This is a genomic window from Winogradskyella pacifica (assembly GCF_013403915.1).
GTDB classification, from domain to species: domain Bacteria; phylum Bacteroidota; class Bacteroidia; order Flavobacteriales; family Flavobacteriaceae; genus Winogradskyella; species Winogradskyella pacifica.
Window position 1 is genome coordinate 243,325 of sequence record NZ_JABFDI010000001.1, and the last position, 19,017, is coordinate 262,341.

Here is a 19,017-nt window from a genome sequence, read left to right on the forward strand (position 1 = left end):
TTGGAAAATAAGAAAAAGAAAATAGGATTTGTAATTGGATCACTCTCCTCAGGTGGTGCGGAGCGTGTTATTTCTACGCTCAGTAATGAGCTTATTCAAAGGTTTGATATTACTATAATTACGTTTACGAAATCTTCACCTTTTTATTCCCTAGACGATGGAATAAAAGTTATTCATTGTAGGGAACAACTTAATCAACCTAACTCTATAATTGATTCTCTAAAACTAAACTATACTTTAGTTTCAAGAATTTCTCAAATTATTAGAGAAGAAAAAATTAATATAATTATTGGTTTTATAACCTCTGCAAATATTCTTGCTACAATTGCCGCTAAGTTAAATCACATCCCTTGCATAATAAGTGAACGAAATAATCCATTGATAGAGAAAGTTCCAATATTATGGGTAATCTTAAGACGCTTAGTTTATCCATTAGCAAATAACTTAATACTGCAAACCAACGGAATAAAAAAGATCTATGAAAAAAAAATAAGACCTCACAAAATTACTATATTGCCAAATCCTATATCAACTGATTTAACTGAATTAAGAACTAATACAATTAAAAAAGAAAAAATTATTTTATCCGTAGGTAGATTAGACAAAAACAAATGTCATGATAAATTAATAACAGCTTTTAACACTATTGCCCCTGTTGGTTGGCAAGCAATAATAATTGGAGAAGGTGCAACAAAACAAAAATTAAAAACACTAATTAAAAGTTATGATTTAATAGATAAAATTAAGATTATATCTAAGGTAAAAAATATACATGAGTATTATAATGAAGCTTCTATTTTTGTTTTTACCTCAAAAACCGAAGGGTTTCCAAATGCTCTTTTAGAAGCAATGCATTATGGCCTGCCTTGTATCTCTACTGATTGTAATTTTGGGCCTTCCGATTTGATTAATGATGGTGTAAATGGATATTTAATTCCTGTAGATAATCAGCTTGAATTAACCACTAAATTATCGCGCCTGATTGAAGATGAAAATTTGCAAAAACAATTTTCTAAAACAGCTAAAGAGTCTACAAAAAAATATATCAGTAAAAATGTATTAGACCAATGGGAATCCTTAATTAACAAATATATAAAGTAATAATATATAAATTTTAAATTCAATAATTAGTACTTGACACCAACCAATTATGAAAATTATTAAGTATATAAGCTTAGCCTTGATTTTATTTAATTTACCATCATTTGGCCTTATGGCTTTTGGTGATAGTATTGGATCACTGCTTAGCTATGGTACTATTTTTATGGTGTTTATATATTATGCATTAGAAAAAAAATCGGAACCAAACTGGTGGATAATTATCATTTCAATTCTCTATTTTGTTATTTCTAGTCTGCAATATTATGGTACTTTAAGGTTTTTTTTACTAGAGATTGTAAAGTTTTTTGTTTTTATAATTGCGGGTTATGAATTAATTAAGCGCGTTAGCAATAATGAGTTATTCGTTTTTTTCATAATTGGAGCTTTAAGTGTTGGCATTGAAGCTCTATTTTTTACGAGTGATTTTGGCAGATATGCTGGGTTTTATTTAAACGCAAACGTTGCTGGTTTTATATGTATTTATGGTTATTCGGTAACTTATGGTTTAAAAAATAACACGTTAAAATTATTTGGACAGTTTGTATTTACTTTAATGGGCTTACTTACGTTCTCAAGAACATTTATAGTTATTTGGTTGTTGTTAAATATTATCTCTTTAAAAATCAGCATAAAAAATATTAGAATTTTTGGTGTTGGATTTTTGATATTTGCTACATTGCTATTTATAGATCAAGTTGTTGGATTAAACAACCCGCGTTTTGAACAATTAAAAAACATAGTAAATAATGAAAATGTTTCTAGTGAAGAGATTAGTGAAGACTCTAGAACGGAAACTTGGGCATTATTTTATGATCAAATATTTGAGTCACCCATAATAGGGAGTGGGTATGGTACGTTTTCTGGTAAAAATGATACTATGGGTGTCCATAACACGTATTTAATGATAATTGGTGAGGCTGGAATATTACCATTTTTATTGTTTTTAATTTATATCTCTTATCTTTTTTTTAAAAGTTATGTTTTTTTTAAAGAAGCTCCATTCCTTATTATGCAGACTATTTCTTTGTCTGTATTTTTATTAGCAAATCACAATTTTTTTACATTTTACTATATGACATTTGCTTCAATGTGGATTCAATATCAAATCTATAAATTGAATAATCAAAAAGACGAAGATAAATTTTTAGAAGTATGATAAATTCTAAAGCCGACTATATAAGCTATTTAAATCAAGATCAAAAAGCACATGGCATAAAACCTATGAGCTTAACAGAGAAAATAGTTCGCTACGTTTCTCCTAATCCAATTTGGATTTTTCAGAAAACAATGCGTAAGTTAGAATATTATAATAATTGTAAAAATAATGGAGTAAATAAAATTTATATACTTTTTTTAAAATATAAATTTAAAAAAATCTCTCTGAAACTCGGATTTTCAATACCAATAAATGTATTTGGCCCAGGCCTAAACATTGTGCATTACGGAACTATTGTAATAAATAATAATGCTAAAATTGGTAGTAATTGCAGAATGCATGCATGTGTAAATATTGGTGCCTCTGGTGGAGAAAAAGGCGCACCACAAATAGGAGACAATGTTTATATAGCACCAGGCGCCAAAATTTATGGTGACATAAAAATAGCTAGTAATATTGCAATTGGAGCAAACGCTGTTGTAAATAAAACCTTTAGTGAAGAGCATATTGTTTTAGGGGGAATTCCCGCTAAGCCAATTGGGCAAGTTGATATCAAAAGAATAATAAAGCATATCTAAATTGTCCTTACTCTAAACATACATAATCTAATTTTGGCGATTATCTATAATGAAAAATCTAAGAAAAACAATATCAAATATTTACAGAAATTCCGATTTAGGATATAATATTTTAAGACCATTCTATAAAATATACGAATTAGGTTTAAGCTTAATCAGTGATGAATATATAGTAAAACGAAGTTTCAAAAAGCATTTAGGATATTCTATAGACTTGAATAATCCACAAACTTTAAACGAAAAAATAAATTGGTTAAAACTTTATAATAGAAAAGATCTACACACAGTTATTGCGGATAAATTTAAAGTAAGAGCGTATATTAAAGAGAAAATAGGAGAAGAATACTTAATTCCATTGCTTTATCATACAGTGACACCAAAGGATATTAGGCCTGAAAATCTACCTGATACTAGTTTTATAATAAAAGCGAATCACGACAGCTCTGGTGGTGTTATAGTTAGAGATAAATCAAAAGTAGAATGGAACATCGTTCGTTCTCATCTACGAAAAGCGTTAAGCGAAAATCATTATTTAAGTACTAGAGAGTGGCAATACAAAAATATTCGACCAAGAATTATTGTTGAGAAGCTATTAACCTATGATGACGGAAGTATTCCCTATGACTATAAGTTTCATTGCTTTAATGGTAAAGTAGCCTTTCTTGGAGTAGATATAGGTAGGTTTAGCGAACAACGCACCAGAAACCTATATGATACTAAATGGAATTTACTACCATGTAATTGGGGCAGGCCAAATGGAGTTGATGTGGCTAAACCCACAAACTTTGAAGAAATGAAGACACTAGCTGAAAAGATCGCTGAGGATTTCACCTATATACGAGTAGATTTTTATGCTGTAAATGGGAAAACCTATTTTGGTGAATTAACACTTCACCATTCGTCTGGCTTTAGAAAATTTGATCAAGAGGAATGCGACCAAAAACTAGGAAAGTTACTTAATATTGACTACCAGAAAACAAAAAGAGAATCCAATTAGTTTCAAAAAATCATGAAATTGTATAAGTATAATCACTCATTAAAATCGAAAATCAAATAAAAAAGTAATGGGACATTTAAGGAAACAAATCTCGCGCTTTTATAGAGATGATACTTTGGGATATTTAATTTTGAGACCTTTGTACAAATTGTATCAGTTAGGATTAAAATTTACTCCTGATAAATTGATTATAAAAAAAAGTTTTAAAAAGCACATGGGCTATAAGTTAGATTTAACTAACCCTCAAACATTAAATGAAAAAATAAATTGGCTTAAACTTTACAACAAAAAAAAACTACATACTATTATAGCAGATAAATATAAAGTTAGAAATTATATTAAAGAAGTTATCGGTGAACAATTTTTAATTCCTTTGTATTTGCAAACCAAAATTGTTAATGATATTAGACCAGAAAACCTTCCTGATTCAAACTTTATAATAAAAACCAACCATGGTAGTTCTGGCGGAATAATAGTAAGAGAAAAATCAAGGATAAATTGGCAGCAAACAAGAATCGAATTAAAACATTTATTAAAAGAAAATCATTTTTATAGTACTAGAGAATGGCAATATAAAAATATAGAGCCAAGAATTATTGTTGAAAAGCTATTAACAAATGAAGACGGTAGTATTCCAGACGATTATAAATTTCATTGCTTTAACGGAAAAGTAGCCTTTATTATGGTCGACATTGGAAGACATACTAATAAAAGAACTAGAAACCTATACGATAGAGATTGGAATTTAATTCCATGCATATGGGAAAGACCTAATGGTAAGGATATTAAAACCCCTGTGAATTTAAAAGAAATGATTAAACTTGCAGAAATATTAGCTAAAGATTTTATTAATATAAGAGTCGATTTTTATGATGTTAAAGGCTTTATTTATTTTGGAGAATTAACACTACACCATGCTTCTGGTTTTCAAAAATTTTCAGAACAAAAGTGGGATTATAAATTCGGTCAGTTATTAAATATAAAAAATGTTAATGTCTAAAAAAATAAAAGTATTTTTTATTCTGCCAACTCTATTTGCAGGCGGAGCAGAACGAGTTATGTCTTTTGTATCGCAAAACTTAAATAAAGAAAAGTTTGATGTTACACTCATTGTCATAGGTTTTGAAAAAGAAAGCAAATATGAAGTTAAAGACATTACTGTTACTTATTTAAGTAAAAAGAGAGTACTTAATTCTGCGTTGATATTAACTAAGATTATATATAAACAACATCCACAAATAGTTCTAAGTTCAATATCTCATCTCAATATAATGATGGGGTTGATTTCTAAGTTTTTTCCTAAAGTAAAATTTATTGGAAGACATGCTACAATTTCTAATGTAGCTATAAAATATAAAACGGCCAAGCGTAAATTTAATATTTCGTCATTATTAAAACTAGATTCTATTGGTATTAAAAATTTAAATTATATAATTTGTCAATCTTCAGATATGAAAAATGACTTTTTAGATATTTACGATATTGATGCTAATAATGTTAAAATCATTCATAATCCAGTAACACAAATTGACATAGTTAAGGAAAGAAATCAAAACAAAGAAATAAAAAAATTTATAACTATTGGAAGGTTGAGTAAAATAAAAGGTCAGTTAAGATTATTAGATGTACTTAGCCGCTTAACAGTTCCATTTCATTTCACAATCATTGGTACTGGTAGCTACAGTGAAGTCATACATAATAAAATAAAAGAACTAGGACTATCTGAGAATATCACGCATATAGAATATACTGACAATGTTTTTCTACATCTAATAAACCACGATATGTTTTTACAAGGTTCATACTCTGAGGGATTTCCAAACGCACTATTAGAAAGCTGTTCGGTAGGCGTGCCTGTTATTGCTTTTAACTCACCTGGAGGAACAAAAGAAATTGTTAGTAATGGAATAAATGGTTATTTAGTAAACAATGAAGATGAATTTTTAGAAAAACTCTATGAGGATAAAGACTGGGATCCAAAATCAATTCGAGAGTTTGTTTATGAAAAATTTAATAAAGAAAAAATAATTAAGCAATATGAAACATTATTTTTCGATATTTTAACACAAAATTAGTCGTGAATAATTCAAAACAAAATATAAGCATCCTCAGTATTACATTAGGAAGTGGCGGTGCAGAAAAAGTAATTAGCTTACTACTTAAAAAACTAGTTATAGATTACAATGTAACTCTCGTCTTATTTTATAATACGATTCATTTTCCTATACCCGAAGGGGTGAATCTCGTTATACTTTCAAAAAAGAGTGCAGATCGATCATTTTTATCAAAAACAATAGATAGTCTAAGATTTATTATAAAATATTACCGTTTTGTAAAAAAGGGGCGTATCAATATTTCCATATCATTTTTAGCTTTTCCAAACCTAATAAATGGAATTATATCAAGTCTAAACAAATCAGTAAAAACGATTATTAGCGAACGTGGCTTCCCTTCCGATAATGTAACAAGTAAGTTATCATTATATATTTCTAAAATATTCTATCCTATTTTTTATAATAGATGTGATAAATTATTTTCTAATTCGCTACACATCAATAAAGATTTAAAAGATAACTTTGGTGTTAAAATTCCAATGGAAGTTATTTATAATCCAATCGAAATACCACATTTAGTTATAGATTCTAAAAAACTAAATACTTCTATAGACACGCTAAAAGTAATTACAGCAGGAAGTTTAATAAAAAGGAAGAACCAAATAATGACCATCCATGCAATAATGGTGTCTCAATTAAAATATGAATTTTCTATTTTAGGAGCTGGTGATTTACAAGGCCATTTACAAAGTGAGATTGACAAACATCAGTTAGGTGATAGTATATTACTTAAAGGAAAAGTAAAAAATGTAAATGAGCATTTACTAAACAGCGAATGTTTTGTACTTTCCTCATTCACAGAAGGCTTTCCTAATGCGTTGATAGAAGCTATGGCCATTGGTTTACCAAGCATATCAACAAACTGTTTATCTGGGCCATTAGAATTATTAAATAAAAATAAAGACGTGACCATTAATGATGGTGAATTTTATATTGCCAAATATGGCCTTCTTGTCAATAATGATGATCATATTGGATTAAGCAAAGCACTAGATTTTTTTCACAATAATCCAGAAGAAAGAGAAAAGTTTAGTAAATTAAGTTTAGAACGCTCCAAAGATTATCAATTAGAAAGTATTTATAAAAAGTTTGACCACTTTATACAGAATTAATAAGAAACAAAATGTGTGGAATTAACGGTATTGTAGCCAAAACTAATAGAAAGAAAGACGACATAACAGCTGTTCTTAATACAATGAATAATTTAATTATTCATAGAGGACCAGATGAAGACGGCTTATTTTCTGAAGAAAATGAGGAATTTACTGTTGGTATGGCAATGCGTAGGTTATCCATTATAGATTTATCTTCGGGTAAACAACCTATTTTTTCAGATGATAAACAAATCGTCATTGTATTTAATGGTGAAATCTATAATTATAAAGTCTTAAAATCTAAATTAGAATCTGAAGGAGTAACGTTTAAAACGTCTAGTGACACAGAGGTTATCTTAAAAGCCTATGGAAAACATGGAGTTGAATCTTTTCAATGGTTAGATGGTATGTTTGGGTTTAGTATTTATGATAAAAACATCAATAAGCTATTTATCGCACGTGATTTCTTTGGCGAAAAACCACTCTATTATACCCATAATGATAACGAATTCATTTGGGCATCAGAATTAAAGTCTATTATAAATACGATTGATTTCACTCCTAATATTTCGAAAAAAGGATTGAACCTCTATTTCAGATTAACCTACATTCCTGCGCCACACACCATATACGAAAACATTTTTAAGCTTGAAGCTAATCATTATATTGAATACGATTTATCATCACATAATACTACAATTCATAAAATAAACACTGAACCAAAACCAAAACCAACAAATATTTCTTTCGATGATGCTAAAGCAAAAACCAAAGATCTAGTTTATAAAAGTGTAGATAGTAGATCTATTGCAGATGTTGGTTTAGGTACATTTTTATCTGGTGGTGTAGATTCTTCTATCATTTCATTGTGTTTAGCACAAACCACGGACAAAAAAATAGATACATTCTCTATTGGATTCAAAAAAGCATCCTACGACGAAACAGATAAGTCTAGAGTGGTTGCTAAACAATTAAATAGTAATCACCATGAGTTTATAATTGATGAAAACGATCTTAAAAATAACATCCACGAAATTTTAATTAATTTCGATGAGCCCTTCTCAGATACCGCTGCACTTCCCACTCACCTATTGTCCGAAAAAACAAGAGAACACGTCACAGTTGCTTTAACAGGAGATGGTGGAGATGAAGTATTTGGTGGATACAATAAGTACTACATTGGTAAAATGAACAAAAAATACACTAGTGTTGTACCAAAAGGGCTTCATAAATCTATTGCCGGTTTAAGCAATAAGTACCTTATTAATAAAGATGACACGCGTGGTAGAAAATTTCAGATAAACAAATTATTAAATGCTATAGACTACGAAGGAGATTTCTATTGGGATATCATTTCCTTAGCCAATACAAGCAATCAATTAGCCGAAATAATGTCACCAGATTATTTTGATGCCAATATTTTTCAAGAGTATAAAACCATTTTAGGGAAACAAAAAATTGAAAGTTTAACCGATTTTAGACTTGTAGATAAAATTTTGAGTCTAGAAGGAGGCATGTTAGCAAAAGTAGACAGAACCAGTATGATGACGTCATTAGAATGCAGGGCCCCTTTCCTAAACAGAGAGTTATGGGAATTTGCAAATACCCTACCCGAAAACTATTTAATGAAAGGATGGAACAAAAAGTATATCTTAAAAGAAGCATTTAGAGATCAGTTTCCTGCTGAATTTTTAGAAAAAGGTAAAAGTGGATTTGGATCACCTACTGGCGACTGGTTAAGACAAAGCCTTAGAAAAGAATTAGAATCCTATATAGAACCAGACATGCTTAAATCGCAAGGTATTTTTAATGTAGACGTTATAACGAAATTAGTTAAAGATCATTTAGAAAGTAAAAAAGATAGTACTTTTAGGGTATGGTCTTATTACTGTTTTCAGAAATGGTATACGTTTAATTTTCTAAAACAAAACTAATTAGAGATGGATAAAAAAAGAATATTGCTGATTGCATCTCTATCTGGCTCTTTAATAAATTTTAGAGGCGACTTTATTAAGAGTTTAATAAAAAATGGATTTCAAGTTTTTGCTGCTGCACCAGAGCATCCTGAAGATATACGTACTAAACTAGAAGCGTTAGGTGCGACTCCATTAGAATTTAGTTTAAATAGAACTGGCCTCAACCCTATTAAAGATCTGCAATCCATAAGTGAATTAAAAGGACTAATTAGAAATAATGATATAGATCTCGTATTCCCTTACACTGTTAAACCCGTTATTTATGGCTCAATAGCGGCTAATCAATGTAAAGTACCTGTAATCTCATTAATTACCGGCTTGGGTTATGCTTTTACAGGCTTATCAGCTAAAGCGAGGTTGTTACAACGATTTAATGAAATCTTATATAAACTATCTATTCGAAAAAATAAAGTCATCGTTTTTCAAAATAAAGATGATTACCAATTATTCTTAGATAGAAAAATCATTTCTAAAAAGCAAAAAGTAGATTTTGTTAGTGGTTCTGGAGTTAACCTAAACCAATTTAGCTTTAAAGAAAAAAAACCATCAGAACATGTTAGTTTCCTTTTAGTTGCCAGATTGATTAAAGAAAAAGGGATTGCTTTGTACATGGAAGCTGCCAAGATATTGAAAGTAAAATACCCTATGGCAGAATTTCATTTAATTGGCTCTCCCGAAACCTCTCCTTCTGCAATTAGTATACACGAATTAAATAATCTACACAAAGAAGGAATTATAGTGTTTCATGGTGAACAAAGTAATATTGACCAACATCTACATAAAAGAGATGTATTTGTTTTACCCAGTTACTATAGAGAGGGCTTACCAAGAACAACTCTTGAAGCCTGTGCATGCGGTAATCCAATTATTACGACAGATTCCGTAGGTTGCAGAGAATCTGTAAAGGAAGGCGTTAATGGCTTTTTAATAGAACCTCAAAATTTACAAGCATTAGTTGAAGCCATGGAGTATTTTATAATCCATCCGGATAAAATCAAAGAAATGGGAATTAATAGTAGAAAATACGCTGAGGAGCGTTTTGACGTTGATATTATAAATAATGATTTAATTCAATTAATAAAGGGCATTCTTAAAGCTTAAGTAAAACATGAAACTATACAGAACATTCATAAAACGTATTTTTGACTTTTTAGCTGCATTTACAGGACTTCTTATCATAGCTCCTTTGTTTTTATTTATTGTTTTCAGTCTATTAATACTTAATAACGGCAAACCTTTTTTCTACCAAGAACGGACTGGCAAAAAAGGCAAGATATTTACTATTATTAAGTTTAAAACCATGACAGATAAAACAGATAGCAATGGCAATTTATTACCTGCAATGGAACGTGTTACAAAGATTGGTGCTATATGCAGAAAATTATCTTTAGACGAGCTACCGCAATTAATCAACATACTTAAAGGAGACATGAGCTTAATTGGTCCACGCCCATTATTACCGATATACTTAGATCGCTACAATAAAAGACAAAATAGACGACACGACGTTTTACCAGGGATTACAGGCTGGGCTCAAGTAAATGGAAGAAACACAATTAGCTGGGAGCAAAAATTTGAATATGATGTTTATTACGTAGAGCAACAATCATTTAAATTAGATTTTAGAATTATTCTAAAAACTATAGACAAAGTAATAAATAGAAAAGACATCAACAATTCTGAGAATCTTGATATGCCCGAATTTATGGGTACGCAATCAGAAATTTAGATAAAAAAATTAGCTTATATTAAAATCGCTGAAATCAATCACAAAGGCTTTTGGTCGATGTTTAGCTTCCATATACATGTGTGATTCAGAATGTATATTCTTGCCATTATCTATTAATGCAACACTTTTCCATCCTAAAGCATTCGGTGCTAAAAAATCTTTTTTAAAATTGTCTGCTATATAATAATATTCTGCGCCTGTTAAAGCATTTTCGATAGCTTCAAAATTGGCTGAATTTGGCTTTTCAGAACCTATTTCTTCAGATATAATAATCTTATCTAAATAATTTAAAATACCTAAACTCTCTAACTTTGCTCTTTGCGTTTTAGATCTACCATCAGTGATCATTCCTATTTTACCGTTTTTTGATTTTATAGCATCAAATACTTCTAAAACACCTTCAAATAATTGAATATCTGGTTGGTGATTTCTGTACACCTCTACAAGATGTCCTATTTCTATTTTATATGTATTAGCAACAAATTCAAAAACATTAGACTTACATCTATATAATGAGAACATCTTTGAATACAAAGCTTTCCAATCCTTTGGCTCTACAAATATTGCAATAGACTTATAAGCAGACCTCAAGTAATCTAATTCATTATACAAGGTGTCGTCTAAGTCAAAGACTACAACAGTAGTTTCATTAATCTTTATATTCATGTACTAAAACTTCATCATCATAACGAATCATTAATAAATCACTTTCCCAAACATCAAATTTTTCTTCTATTGATTTATCATATAAATATTCCTCAATAAGCCATTTAGTAAAATTAGCACCAGATAAATATGATAAAGGATAACCTCCACCAAAACGAGGATTAATTTCTATGGCATAAATTTTTTCATTATCATATTTATGCAAGAAAAACTGAGCCGTAAGACACCCAACGGCCCCCTCTATTTTATTTAAGTTGTTCTTTATATAAGGAACCAAAGCATTATTGACTGTCAATGCCTTATAAACTTCTCCGTCTCTAACCTCTATCCGCTTTCTTGGCACCACACATTTTAAGGTATGATCTTTACTAAAATATAAATCACATGTAAATTCATCAAAATCATCATGATCTATATACTCTAAAAACATCAGCTTTTCATTATTAAAATGATAGTCTGTTAGCTCTTCTTTTGTTCTAATTAAATACGTATCAACGCTCCTACTTCCATCTATAGGTTTAATAAAAAGTGGTAAACTGTAATTGTATTTTTCGTATTCTTTAGCCACACTCACATTATGTGATTCAAAAAATTGATGTATTACACGTTTGTTTCTACACTTAGAAACAAAATCAACCGACGAAATAACAACTTCTATACCTTCTTGCTTAAATTTTTCTTTAGTCTTTGCCAACTCAAGTAATTCAGTATCTATCGTAGGAATAATTAAAGAAATATTATGTGTTTTACACAAATTGATTAAAACCGAAATATAATCAGGCGCATCTAATCTTGGGACTTTAAAAAAGTCATCAGCAATTTGGCAAGCCGCAGATAAAACAGGGTCAGCATCGGTTGCAAAAACCTTACTGTCTATATTTATTTTCTTTAATTCTTTTTGAAAGGATCTTATAAGCGAAACTCTTCGTCCTGCTGAAGTAATTAAGATATTCATTTTATCAATTTAGATTACATTTTTCAACGATATTATAATGCTGATAAAGATAACATAGTTAATACTATACTTGTTTAAAAAATATTAAGATATAAAAAATCTAAATTTATATCAATTTATAAATCTAGTTATTTTTTAAACAAGCAACTCAAATATAAGGTTTTTGTCATAATTATCTGATTAAGATTATTCAAAAGATTATCATACATCAAATGGATTATAATATTCACTACTTTTACCAAAATAAAAAACGTAATTATCTGCTTTTAATCGTTTTAATTAGGGTTAACCCGATATAAAAACGCATATTTACCTATTAAATTAGATCGTGTCCCAGATCCCTCTAATGACATGAAATTGAATAGTAATAGCATAATTACTTAACAATTTTTACATATGAAACCTAAAATATGGCTTTCATCACCACATATGAGTGGTAATGAACTATCTTATATCAATGAAGCTTTCGAAACCAATTGGGTCGCACCATTAGGTCCAAACGTCAATGGTTTTGAAAGCGATTTAGAATCTTACCTTAAAGATAATCGACATGTTGCGGCATTAGCATCTGGGACATCCGCTTTACATTTAAGTCTAATTATGTTAGGCGTTGGCAATGAGGATGAAGTCATTTGCCAAAGCAAAACATTTTCGGCTTCTGCTAATCCCATCGTTTACCAGGGAGCTTCTCCGGTTTTTGTAGATAGCGAAAGAGACACGTGGAATATGTGTCCTGAGCAACTAGAAATCGCGATTAAAGACAGAATATCTAAAGGAGTAAAACCTAAAGCTATTATTGCTGTACATTTATATGGTATGCCTTATAAGGTTGATCAGATTAATGAAGTTGCTTTAAAATATAGCATACCCGTTGTAGAGGACAGTGCAGAATCCTTAGGAAGTTTATATAAAGGTAAAAATTGTGGTACGCTGGGAGATTTTTCAATATTATCGTTTAATGGAAACAAAATTATAACGACTTCAGGCGGAGGTGCTTTAGTCACTAAAAGCAAGACACTAAAGCAACAAGCTGTATTTTTAGCAACCCAAGCTAGAGATGATGCGCCACATTATTTACACTCGCAAATTGGATATAATTATAGAATGTCTAATATCGTTGCTGGTATTGGTCGTGGGCAGATGACAATATTAGATAGTCATGTTGCCAAACGCCGTTCTAACCATCAATTTTATTTTGATGCTTTTAAAAAGAATAACAAGATTACTTTTTTACAAGAACCAGAAGGCTATTTTTCTAACCGTTGGTTATCTTGCATTCTCTTAGATTCTAAAGAGACTCGAGAAGGTTTAAGGCTGGCATTAGAGAAAGAAAATATTGAGTCTAGACCGCTGTGGAAGCCAATGCACCAACAACCAGTTTTTGAAAAGTACCCTAGTTACCTTAATGGTGTTTCTGATGAGTTATTTGAGAAAGGTTTATGTCTGCCTAGCGGATCAAATCTTACTGATAATGAATTAGGAAGAATAGTTTCAGCGATAAATTCGTATTTTGTAACATGTTAATTAAACTTCTGAATAAAATATCGGAAAAATATGCCTCAAAATGGCTCGTACTATTATTCGATATAATAATAGTAATAGCTTCATTTTTCTTGGCCTATTTAATACGATATAATTTTCAGATAGATTTTGATTTCATAAACCTATTAAATCAAGTTCCTTATGTAGCAGTTATTGCCGCTATTAGCTTTGTTGCCGTTGGATCATATAAGGGGGTTGTTAGATTCACAGGATTTAAAGACATAGTAAATATTATTATTGGAGCAAATATCTTAGCTACTATTCTAATATTTTTTACGTTTTTAAGTAGAAAAATGCTAGGTGACAACAGTATTTTTAATTTACCTGGATCTATTATTTATATTAACTTATTATTAAATATCTTATTGCTCATTGGAGCTAAGCTATTTATCAAATCTATTTATAACCATATAACTCAAGATTTTCAATCAGTCTCTAATGTTTTAATTTTTGGAGCAGGAAATTCAGGCATGTTAACCTACGATGCGATTCAAAATGACACCAAAAGTGGATTAGAAGTTGTCGGTTTCATTGATGATGATGAACGTAAAATTGGAAAAAAAATAAACTTATTAAAAGTTTATAGTATTGAATCTATTACAGAAGATTTCATTAAAAACAATGATGTCGAAGACGTTATAATTTCAATTCAAAACATAGACCCTACCCGACTGCTTCAAATTACGGGGAGTTTATTTTCTTTAGGTCTTAAAGTTAAAATTGTACCGCCTGTTCAAAGTTGGATAGATGGAGACTTAAGTGTTGGTCAAATAAAAGAAGTTAAAATTGAAGATTTATTAGGTAGAGACCCAATTAATATAAAAAATCCTGACTTAGAAGACCAATACGACAATAAAGTTATTTTAATAACTGGTGCTGCAGGCTCTATTGGAAGTGAGATTTGTAGAAAGGTAAGTTTATATAACTACAAAAAATTAATATTAGTCGATAATGCAGAGTCTGCACTCTATGATATACAACAAGAATTTAGACAACAAGGCTTAGAAAATATTGAAGCTATTGTTGCTGATGTTCGTAACAGAACGAGAATAGATCAAATATTCAATCTTTATAAACCAAAAATAATTTTCCATGCAGCAGCTTACAAACATGTGCCGTTAATGGAAAACAACCCATTTGAAGCTGTTAGTGTTAATATTGGAGGTACTAAAAATGTTGCAGATATAGCAGTAAAACATAGCGTAGATAAATTTGTACTGATATCGACGGACAAGGCTGTTAATCCAACAAATGTAATGGGTGCAACAAAGCGTATTGCTGAGCTCTATGTCAGTTGCCTAAAAGGAAAAGGGCATACAAAATTTATAACAACAAGGTTTGGTAACGTTTTAGGTTCTAATGGATCTGTTATCCCTTTATTTAAAAAGCAAATAGACAAGGGAGGACCTTTAACAGTAACTCACAAAGATATTACGCGATATTTTATGACCATTCCTGAAGCCTGTCAATTAGTTTTAGAAGCTGCAGCTATGGGTAATGGTGGTGAAATTTTTGTATTTGATATGGGGGAGCCAATAAAGATTTTTAGTCTAGCGACAAACATGATTATTTTATCTGGACTAAGATATCCTGAAGATATCGATATTAAAATAACAGGCTTAAGACCTGGTGAAAAGATTTATGAAGAGCTTCTTGCAGATGGGGAGAATACTAAAAAAACGTATCATGATAAAATTATGATTGCAAAATCTAGATATGTGGATATTAGTAATATCGAAAAACAAATTAATAATCTCACAGCAATAAATTCTTTAACACAGCCCTTAGAAATTGTATCTTTGATAAAGCATTTAATACCAGAATACATCTCTAACAACTCAACATATGAAGTGTTAGATATAAAAAAATAAATTAAATTTTTCAATTAACCGATAACACGACTCAAATGAAAATACGCACTCTATTAATTTTAATGTTAGTAATTGTAACGATCACTTCATGCGCATCACGTAAAAATATAGCTTATTTTCAAGACGAAATCCTTCAAGAAGGAGAATTAATATCTGAACCAACTCAATTAAGGTATAAGACAGACGATATTTTAACAATAAACGTTTCTGCATTTGTTCAAGAAACAGTTGCTCCTTTTAATCTAACTGTAGCACCAAACAACAGTAAAAACCTTACAGGAATACAAGGAAGTCTTCAGCTTCAAACTTATTTAGTAGATTATAATGGCAATATAGATTTTCCTGTTTTGGGAACTATTAAAATTAGTGGTTTAACGAGAACAGAGTTGACAAAAATGCTAACCGAACGAATCAGTGAATATGCTAATGACCCAATTGTTAATGTTAGATTGTCTAATTTTACAGTTACAATTCTAGGTGAAGTTTCTACTCCTGGAATGTATACGATACAAGATGAAAAAATCACATTAATTGAAGCACTTGGACTTGCAAATGATTTAACCATTTTCGGAAAACGGAAAAACATACTATTAATAAGAGAGGTGGATGGAAAAAAGAAGTTTGCTAACATTGATTTAACATCAATTAAAACAATAAATTCACCTTTATATTACTTACAACAAAACGATGTAATATACGTAGAACCGAATAAAGCCAGAATTCGTTCGTCTACATATAATCAGAATAACTCAGTACTTATCTCAGCTATAGGTACCCTAACAACTATTTTAGCAGTGTTTTTAGTAAAATAACCTTACTCTTTTTTTAATATTTTTTTATGGAATCGAAAACTAATTCAATAACTTCAGATATAAAACAAAAAGTCGAACTGTTTCTTTCATATTGGAAAGGAATTTCGCTTACGGTTATTGTTAGTGTTTTTCTTGGATATACTTATTTACGTTATGCCACAAATGAATATAAGGCTAATGCGACTATAAAGATTCAGGACGAAAAGCAATCAACTAAATTACCAAGCATAGAAGATCTTGGTAGCGAGGGTTTATTCTCACAAGGAACTGATAAGATAAAAGATGAGATAAGCATATTAAAATCGCGTTCCATTGCTAAGAATATCATTAAAACCTTAAAATTAAATATTCGTTGTTTTACACAGGGTAAAATAAAAGAAAAAGAAATTTATGTAAATCCCCCTATTAGAGTTAGTTTTTTTGAAAATGATTCTATAATTGACAACGTTAAGACAACAATCTATATAAAAGTAAAGTCTCCTACAGAATTTATTATGTTTAATAACGATGGAAAATCACTCATAGACAGAAATGACTCCGACGGTGTAGTTTATGCTTTTGGAAGTAAAGTAGAAACTAATTATGGAGGTATCGTAATTACTCCAAATATTGGCAGCTACGAACCAATAGTTGGAAGTAGTCTTAAAATTACCATCAGTCCAATTTCAAGTGTTGTAAATAGCTACACAAAAAGTGTAAAATTAAGTACAGGAAAAGGATCTAGTGTTATTAATTTGGAACTCAATTCAACCGTTAGTCAGAAAGCCGTCGATTATTTAGATCAGCTTATTCTCGAGTATAATAAAGATGTTCTAAATGACAAAGATGCTGTTGTAAAAATAACTTCAGATTTTATTAATAATAGACTTCAACAAGTATCAGAAGAATTAGAAAAAGTAGATTACACAGCAGAGCAACTTCAAAAAAAGAATAATCTTACAGCTTTAAACTCTCAAGACAACATTAACCTTCAAACAGGGCAGCAACTTCAATCTCAAATATCACAAACGGCCAACAACATTGAGTTGGTATCATATTTACAAGAAGAGTTAGAAAGCCCTAATAGCGGTAACGACATGTTACCTTCTGATTTAGGGATTGGTGACTCTAACACTTCACAAGTCATTAGAACTCATAACGAGCTTGTAGCGAGACGAGATGGCATACTTAATAGCTCTAGCTCAAAAAACCCTGTTGTTATACAATTAAATAACCAAATAGAAACCTTAAAATCAAACTTAAAAAATTCCTTAAACAATATTAAAGAAACCTCCGAACTTACATTAAATAGCTTAAATAGAGATAATGCTAGAGTTCAAGGGCAACTATATTCCGCTCCCACAAAAGCAAGACAATTTAGAGATATAAAAAGACAACAAGATATTAAAGAATCTCTATACCTGTACCTACTTCAAAAACGTGAAGAATCAGCCATAAGGCTAGGAATGTATTCGCCTAATGCTAAAATTATAGATAGTGCCTACTCATCAAATAAACCCGTTTCCCCTAACACTACAATTATATATCTTGCCTCCCTAATTTTAGGACTCTCATTACCAATAGGCTTTATTTATTTAATAGATATATTAGACAGTAAAATCTATCAAAAAAAGGATTTAGTTCAATTATTAGACATCCCATATTTGGGCGATATCCCTAGAACTTCTAAAAAACAAAAATTAGTAAAAAAAGTAGATTACTCTCCAAAAGCTGAAGCTTTTAGAATAGTAAAATCTAACATAGACTTTATTCTTAAAAATATTAAAGGTCGTTCTAAAAAACTATTCATTACCTCTACTGTACCACAAGAAGGTAAATCTCATACAAGTACTAATTTAGCTCTTTCGATAGCTAATTCTGGAAAATCTGTTCTATTAATAGAAACAGATATTCGCGTTCCAAAAATACTAGAATATCTTAATTACAAAGAACATTCAAAACAAGGGCTTACCGATTATATTGCTGATAAGTCAATTAAACCCGATGCCATAATAGTTAAACACTTCGATAATGAATTACTTGATATAATTCCCTGTGGCACAATTCCACCAAATCCATCGGAGTTATTAATGAGCGATAGAGTTGAAGAACTATTTAATTATTTTGAGTCTAAATACGATTACATTATAGCTGACACTTCTGCTGTAGGTATAGTTAGTGACACTTTGCTTATTTCGTCTTTGGCAGATATGTTTATATATGTCGTTGGAGCAGATAATATTGATAGTCGTTTATTACAACATGTAGCCTTACCATTATACACAGAAAAAAGACTACCCAACATGACCATGCTATTAAATGGTGTTAGTGCTGGAAAAAAAGGTTACGGAGGCTATGGCTATGGTTACGGCTATGGCAACAACCCAAACAAAAAAAAGAAATGGTATCAATTTGGAAAATCTTAGTTCAAATACTCATTACTGTTA

General features: G+C 30.2%; 16 protein-coding genes. 14 read left to right on the forward strand and 2 right to left on the reverse strand.

The window, feature by feature from the left end; genetic code table 11:
• The 10 genes from HM984_RS01020 to HM984_RS01065 all read left to right on the forward strand — a co-directional run bounded on the left by HM984_RS01020 (nt 1) and on the right by HM984_RS01065 (nt 10,745).
• On the forward strand, nt 1–1,101 hold the full coding sequence (locus tag HM984_RS01020; protein WP_179347757.1) for a glycosyltransferase family 4 protein: 1,101 nt from the start codon (nt 1–3) through the stop codon (nt 1,099–1,101).
• A gap of 49 nt (nt 1,102–1,150) precedes the next feature.
• Nucleotides 1,151–2,257, forward strand: coding sequence for an O-antigen ligase family protein (locus tag HM984_RS01025; RefSeq protein ID WP_179347758.1), 1,107 nt, complete (start codon nt 1,151–1,153; stop codon nt 2,255–2,257).
• Nucleotides 2,254–2,835: a serine O-acetyltransferase gene (locus HM984_RS01030; protein ID WP_179347759.1), complete on the forward strand. Its 582-nt coding sequence runs from the start codon at nt 2,254–2,256 to the stop codon at nt 2,833–2,835. Before HM984_RS01025 ends, HM984_RS01030 begins: the two co-directional genes overlap by 4 nt.
• A 49-nt stretch (nt 2,836–2,884) precedes the next feature.
• Nucleotides 2,885–3,832 (forward strand): ATP-grasp fold amidoligase family protein, encoded by a 948-nt coding sequence (locus HM984_RS01035; RefSeq protein ID WP_179347760.1) that lies wholly within the window; start codon nt 2,885–2,887, stop codon nt 3,830–3,832.
• Between the two features lie 67 nt (nt 3,833–3,899).
• Nucleotides 3,900–4,832 (forward strand): ATP-grasp fold amidoligase family protein, encoded by a 933-nt coding sequence (locus HM984_RS01040; protein ID WP_179347761.1) that lies wholly within the window; start codon nt 3,900–3,902, stop codon nt 4,830–4,832.
• The gene (locus tag HM984_RS01045; protein ID WP_179347762.1) at nt 4,825–5,907 is read left to right on the forward strand and encodes a glycosyltransferase; all 1,083 of its coding nucleotides are present in this window, start codon (nt 4,825–4,827) and stop codon (nt 5,905–5,907) included. Before HM984_RS01040 ends, HM984_RS01045 begins: the two co-directional genes overlap by 8 nt.
• A gap of 2 nt (nt 5,908–5,909) precedes the next feature.
• A complete protein-coding gene (locus HM984_RS17740; RefSeq protein WP_371312039.1) occupies nt 5,910–7,058 on the forward strand; it encodes a glycosyltransferase in 1,149 nt (382 codons plus the stop codon).
• Nucleotides 7,059–7,069: 11 nt separating this feature from the next.
• Entirely contained in the window at nt 7,070–8,974 is a 1,905-nt protein-coding gene (asnB, locus tag HM984_RS01055) for an asparagine synthase (glutamine-hydrolyzing) (RefSeq protein WP_179347763.1), read from the forward strand.
• Between the two features lie 6 nt (nt 8,975–8,980).
• Nucleotides 8,981–10,117: a glycosyltransferase family 4 protein gene (locus HM984_RS01060; RefSeq protein WP_179347764.1), complete on the forward strand. Its 1,137-nt coding sequence runs from the start codon at nt 8,981–8,983 to the stop codon at nt 10,115–10,117.
• A gap of 7 nt (nt 10,118–10,124) precedes the next feature.
• The gene (locus HM984_RS01065; RefSeq protein WP_115808763.1) at nt 10,125–10,745 is read left to right on the forward strand and encodes a sugar transferase; all 621 of its coding nucleotides are present in this window, start codon (nt 10,125–10,127) and stop codon (nt 10,743–10,745) included.
• A gap of 9 nt (nt 10,746–10,754) precedes the next feature.
• On the opposite strand, the gene HM984_RS01070 is transcribed toward HM984_RS01065, so the two are convergent.
• Both HM984_RS01070 and HM984_RS01075 read right to left on the reverse strand, forming a co-directional pair.
• Nucleotides 10,755–11,411 carry an HAD family hydrolase gene (locus tag HM984_RS01070; RefSeq protein ID WP_179347765.1) on the reverse strand — a complete coding sequence of 219 codons (657 nt, stop codon included), beginning with the start codon at nt 11,409–11,411 and terminating at the stop codon, nt 10,755–10,757.
• On the reverse strand, nt 11,395–12,366 hold the full coding sequence (locus HM984_RS01075; protein WP_179347766.1) for an ATP-grasp domain-containing protein: 972 nt from the start codon (nt 12,364–12,366) through the stop codon (nt 11,395–11,397). The genes HM984_RS01070 and HM984_RS01075 overlap by 17 nt, the downstream gene beginning before the upstream one ends.
• A gap of 396 nt (nt 12,367–12,762) precedes the next feature.
• Here HM984_RS01075 and HM984_RS01080 point away from each other — a divergent pair, with 396 nt between their 5' ends.
• Genes HM984_RS01080 through HM984_RS01095 form a run of 4 tightly spaced genes read left to right on the forward strand, consistent with a single transcriptional unit; the run spans nt 12,763 to nt 18,996 of the window.
• Nucleotides 12,763–13,890 carry a DegT/DnrJ/EryC1/StrS family aminotransferase gene (locus tag HM984_RS01080; RefSeq protein WP_179347767.1) on the forward strand — a complete coding sequence of 376 codons (1,128 nt, stop codon included), beginning with the start codon at nt 12,763–12,765 and terminating at the stop codon, nt 13,888–13,890.
• On the forward strand, nt 13,884–15,779 hold the full coding sequence (locus tag HM984_RS01085; protein WP_179347768.1) for a polysaccharide biosynthesis protein: 1,896 nt from the start codon (nt 13,884–13,886) through the stop codon (nt 15,777–15,779). Before HM984_RS01080 ends, HM984_RS01085 begins: the two co-directional genes overlap by 7 nt.
• Before the next feature lie 35 nt (nt 15,780–15,814).
• A complete protein-coding gene (locus tag HM984_RS01090; RefSeq protein ID WP_179347769.1) occupies nt 15,815–16,591 on the forward strand; it encodes a polysaccharide biosynthesis/export family protein in 777 nt (258 codons plus the stop codon).
• Between the two features lie 26 nt (nt 16,592–16,617).
• Nucleotides 16,618–18,996 (forward strand): GumC family protein, encoded by a 2,379-nt coding sequence (locus tag HM984_RS01095; protein WP_179347770.1) that lies wholly within the window; start codon nt 16,618–16,620, stop codon nt 18,994–18,996.
• Nucleotides 18,997–19,017: the final 21 nt, after the last annotated feature.

Coding starts and splice junctions, on each gene's coding strand:
- HM984_RS01025 (WP_179347758.1), top strand. CDS start 1,151: ATGAAAATTATTAAGTATATAAGCTTAGCCTTGATTTTATTTAATTTA.
- HM984_RS01030 (WP_179347759.1), top strand. CDS start 2,254: ATGATAAATTCTAAAGCCGACTATATAAGCTATTTAAATCAAGATCAA.
- HM984_RS01035 (WP_179347760.1), top strand. CDS start 2,885: ATGAAAAATCTAAGAAAAACAATATCAAATATTTACAGAAATTCCGAT.
- HM984_RS01040 (WP_179347761.1), top strand. CDS start 3,900: ATGGGACATTTAAGGAAACAAATCTCGCGCTTTTATAGAGATGATACT.
- HM984_RS01045 (WP_179347762.1), top strand. CDS start 4,825: ATGTCTAAAAAAATAAAAGTATTTTTTATTCTGCCAACTCTATTTGCA.
- asnB (WP_179347763.1), top strand. CDS start 7,070: ATGTGTGGAATTAACGGTATTGTAGCCAAAACTAATAGAAAGAAAGAC.
- HM984_RS01060 (WP_179347764.1), top strand. CDS start 8,981: ATGGATAAAAAAAGAATATTGCTGATTGCATCTCTATCTGGCTCTTTA.
- HM984_RS01065 (WP_115808763.1), top strand. CDS start 10,125: ATGAAACTATACAGAACATTCATAAAACGTATTTTTGACTTTTTAGCT.
- HM984_RS01070 (WP_179347765.1), bottom strand. CDS start 11,411: ATGAATATAAAGATTAATGAAACTACTGTTGTAGTCTTTGACTTAGAC.
- HM984_RS01075 (WP_179347766.1), bottom strand. CDS start 12,366: ATGAATATCTTAATTACTTCAGCAGGACGAAGAGTTTCGCTTATAAGA.
- HM984_RS01080 (WP_179347767.1), top strand. CDS start 12,763: ATGAAACCTAAAATATGGCTTTCATCACCACATATGAGTGGTAATGAA.
- HM984_RS01085 (WP_179347768.1), top strand. CDS start 13,884: ATGTTAATTAAACTTCTGAATAAAATATCGGAAAAATATGCCTCAAAA.
- HM984_RS01090 (WP_179347769.1), top strand. CDS start 15,815: ATGAAAATACGCACTCTATTAATTTTAATGTTAGTAATTGTAACGATC.
- HM984_RS01095 (WP_179347770.1), top strand. CDS start 16,618: ATGGAATCGAAAACTAATTCAATAACTTCAGATATAAAACAAAAAGTC.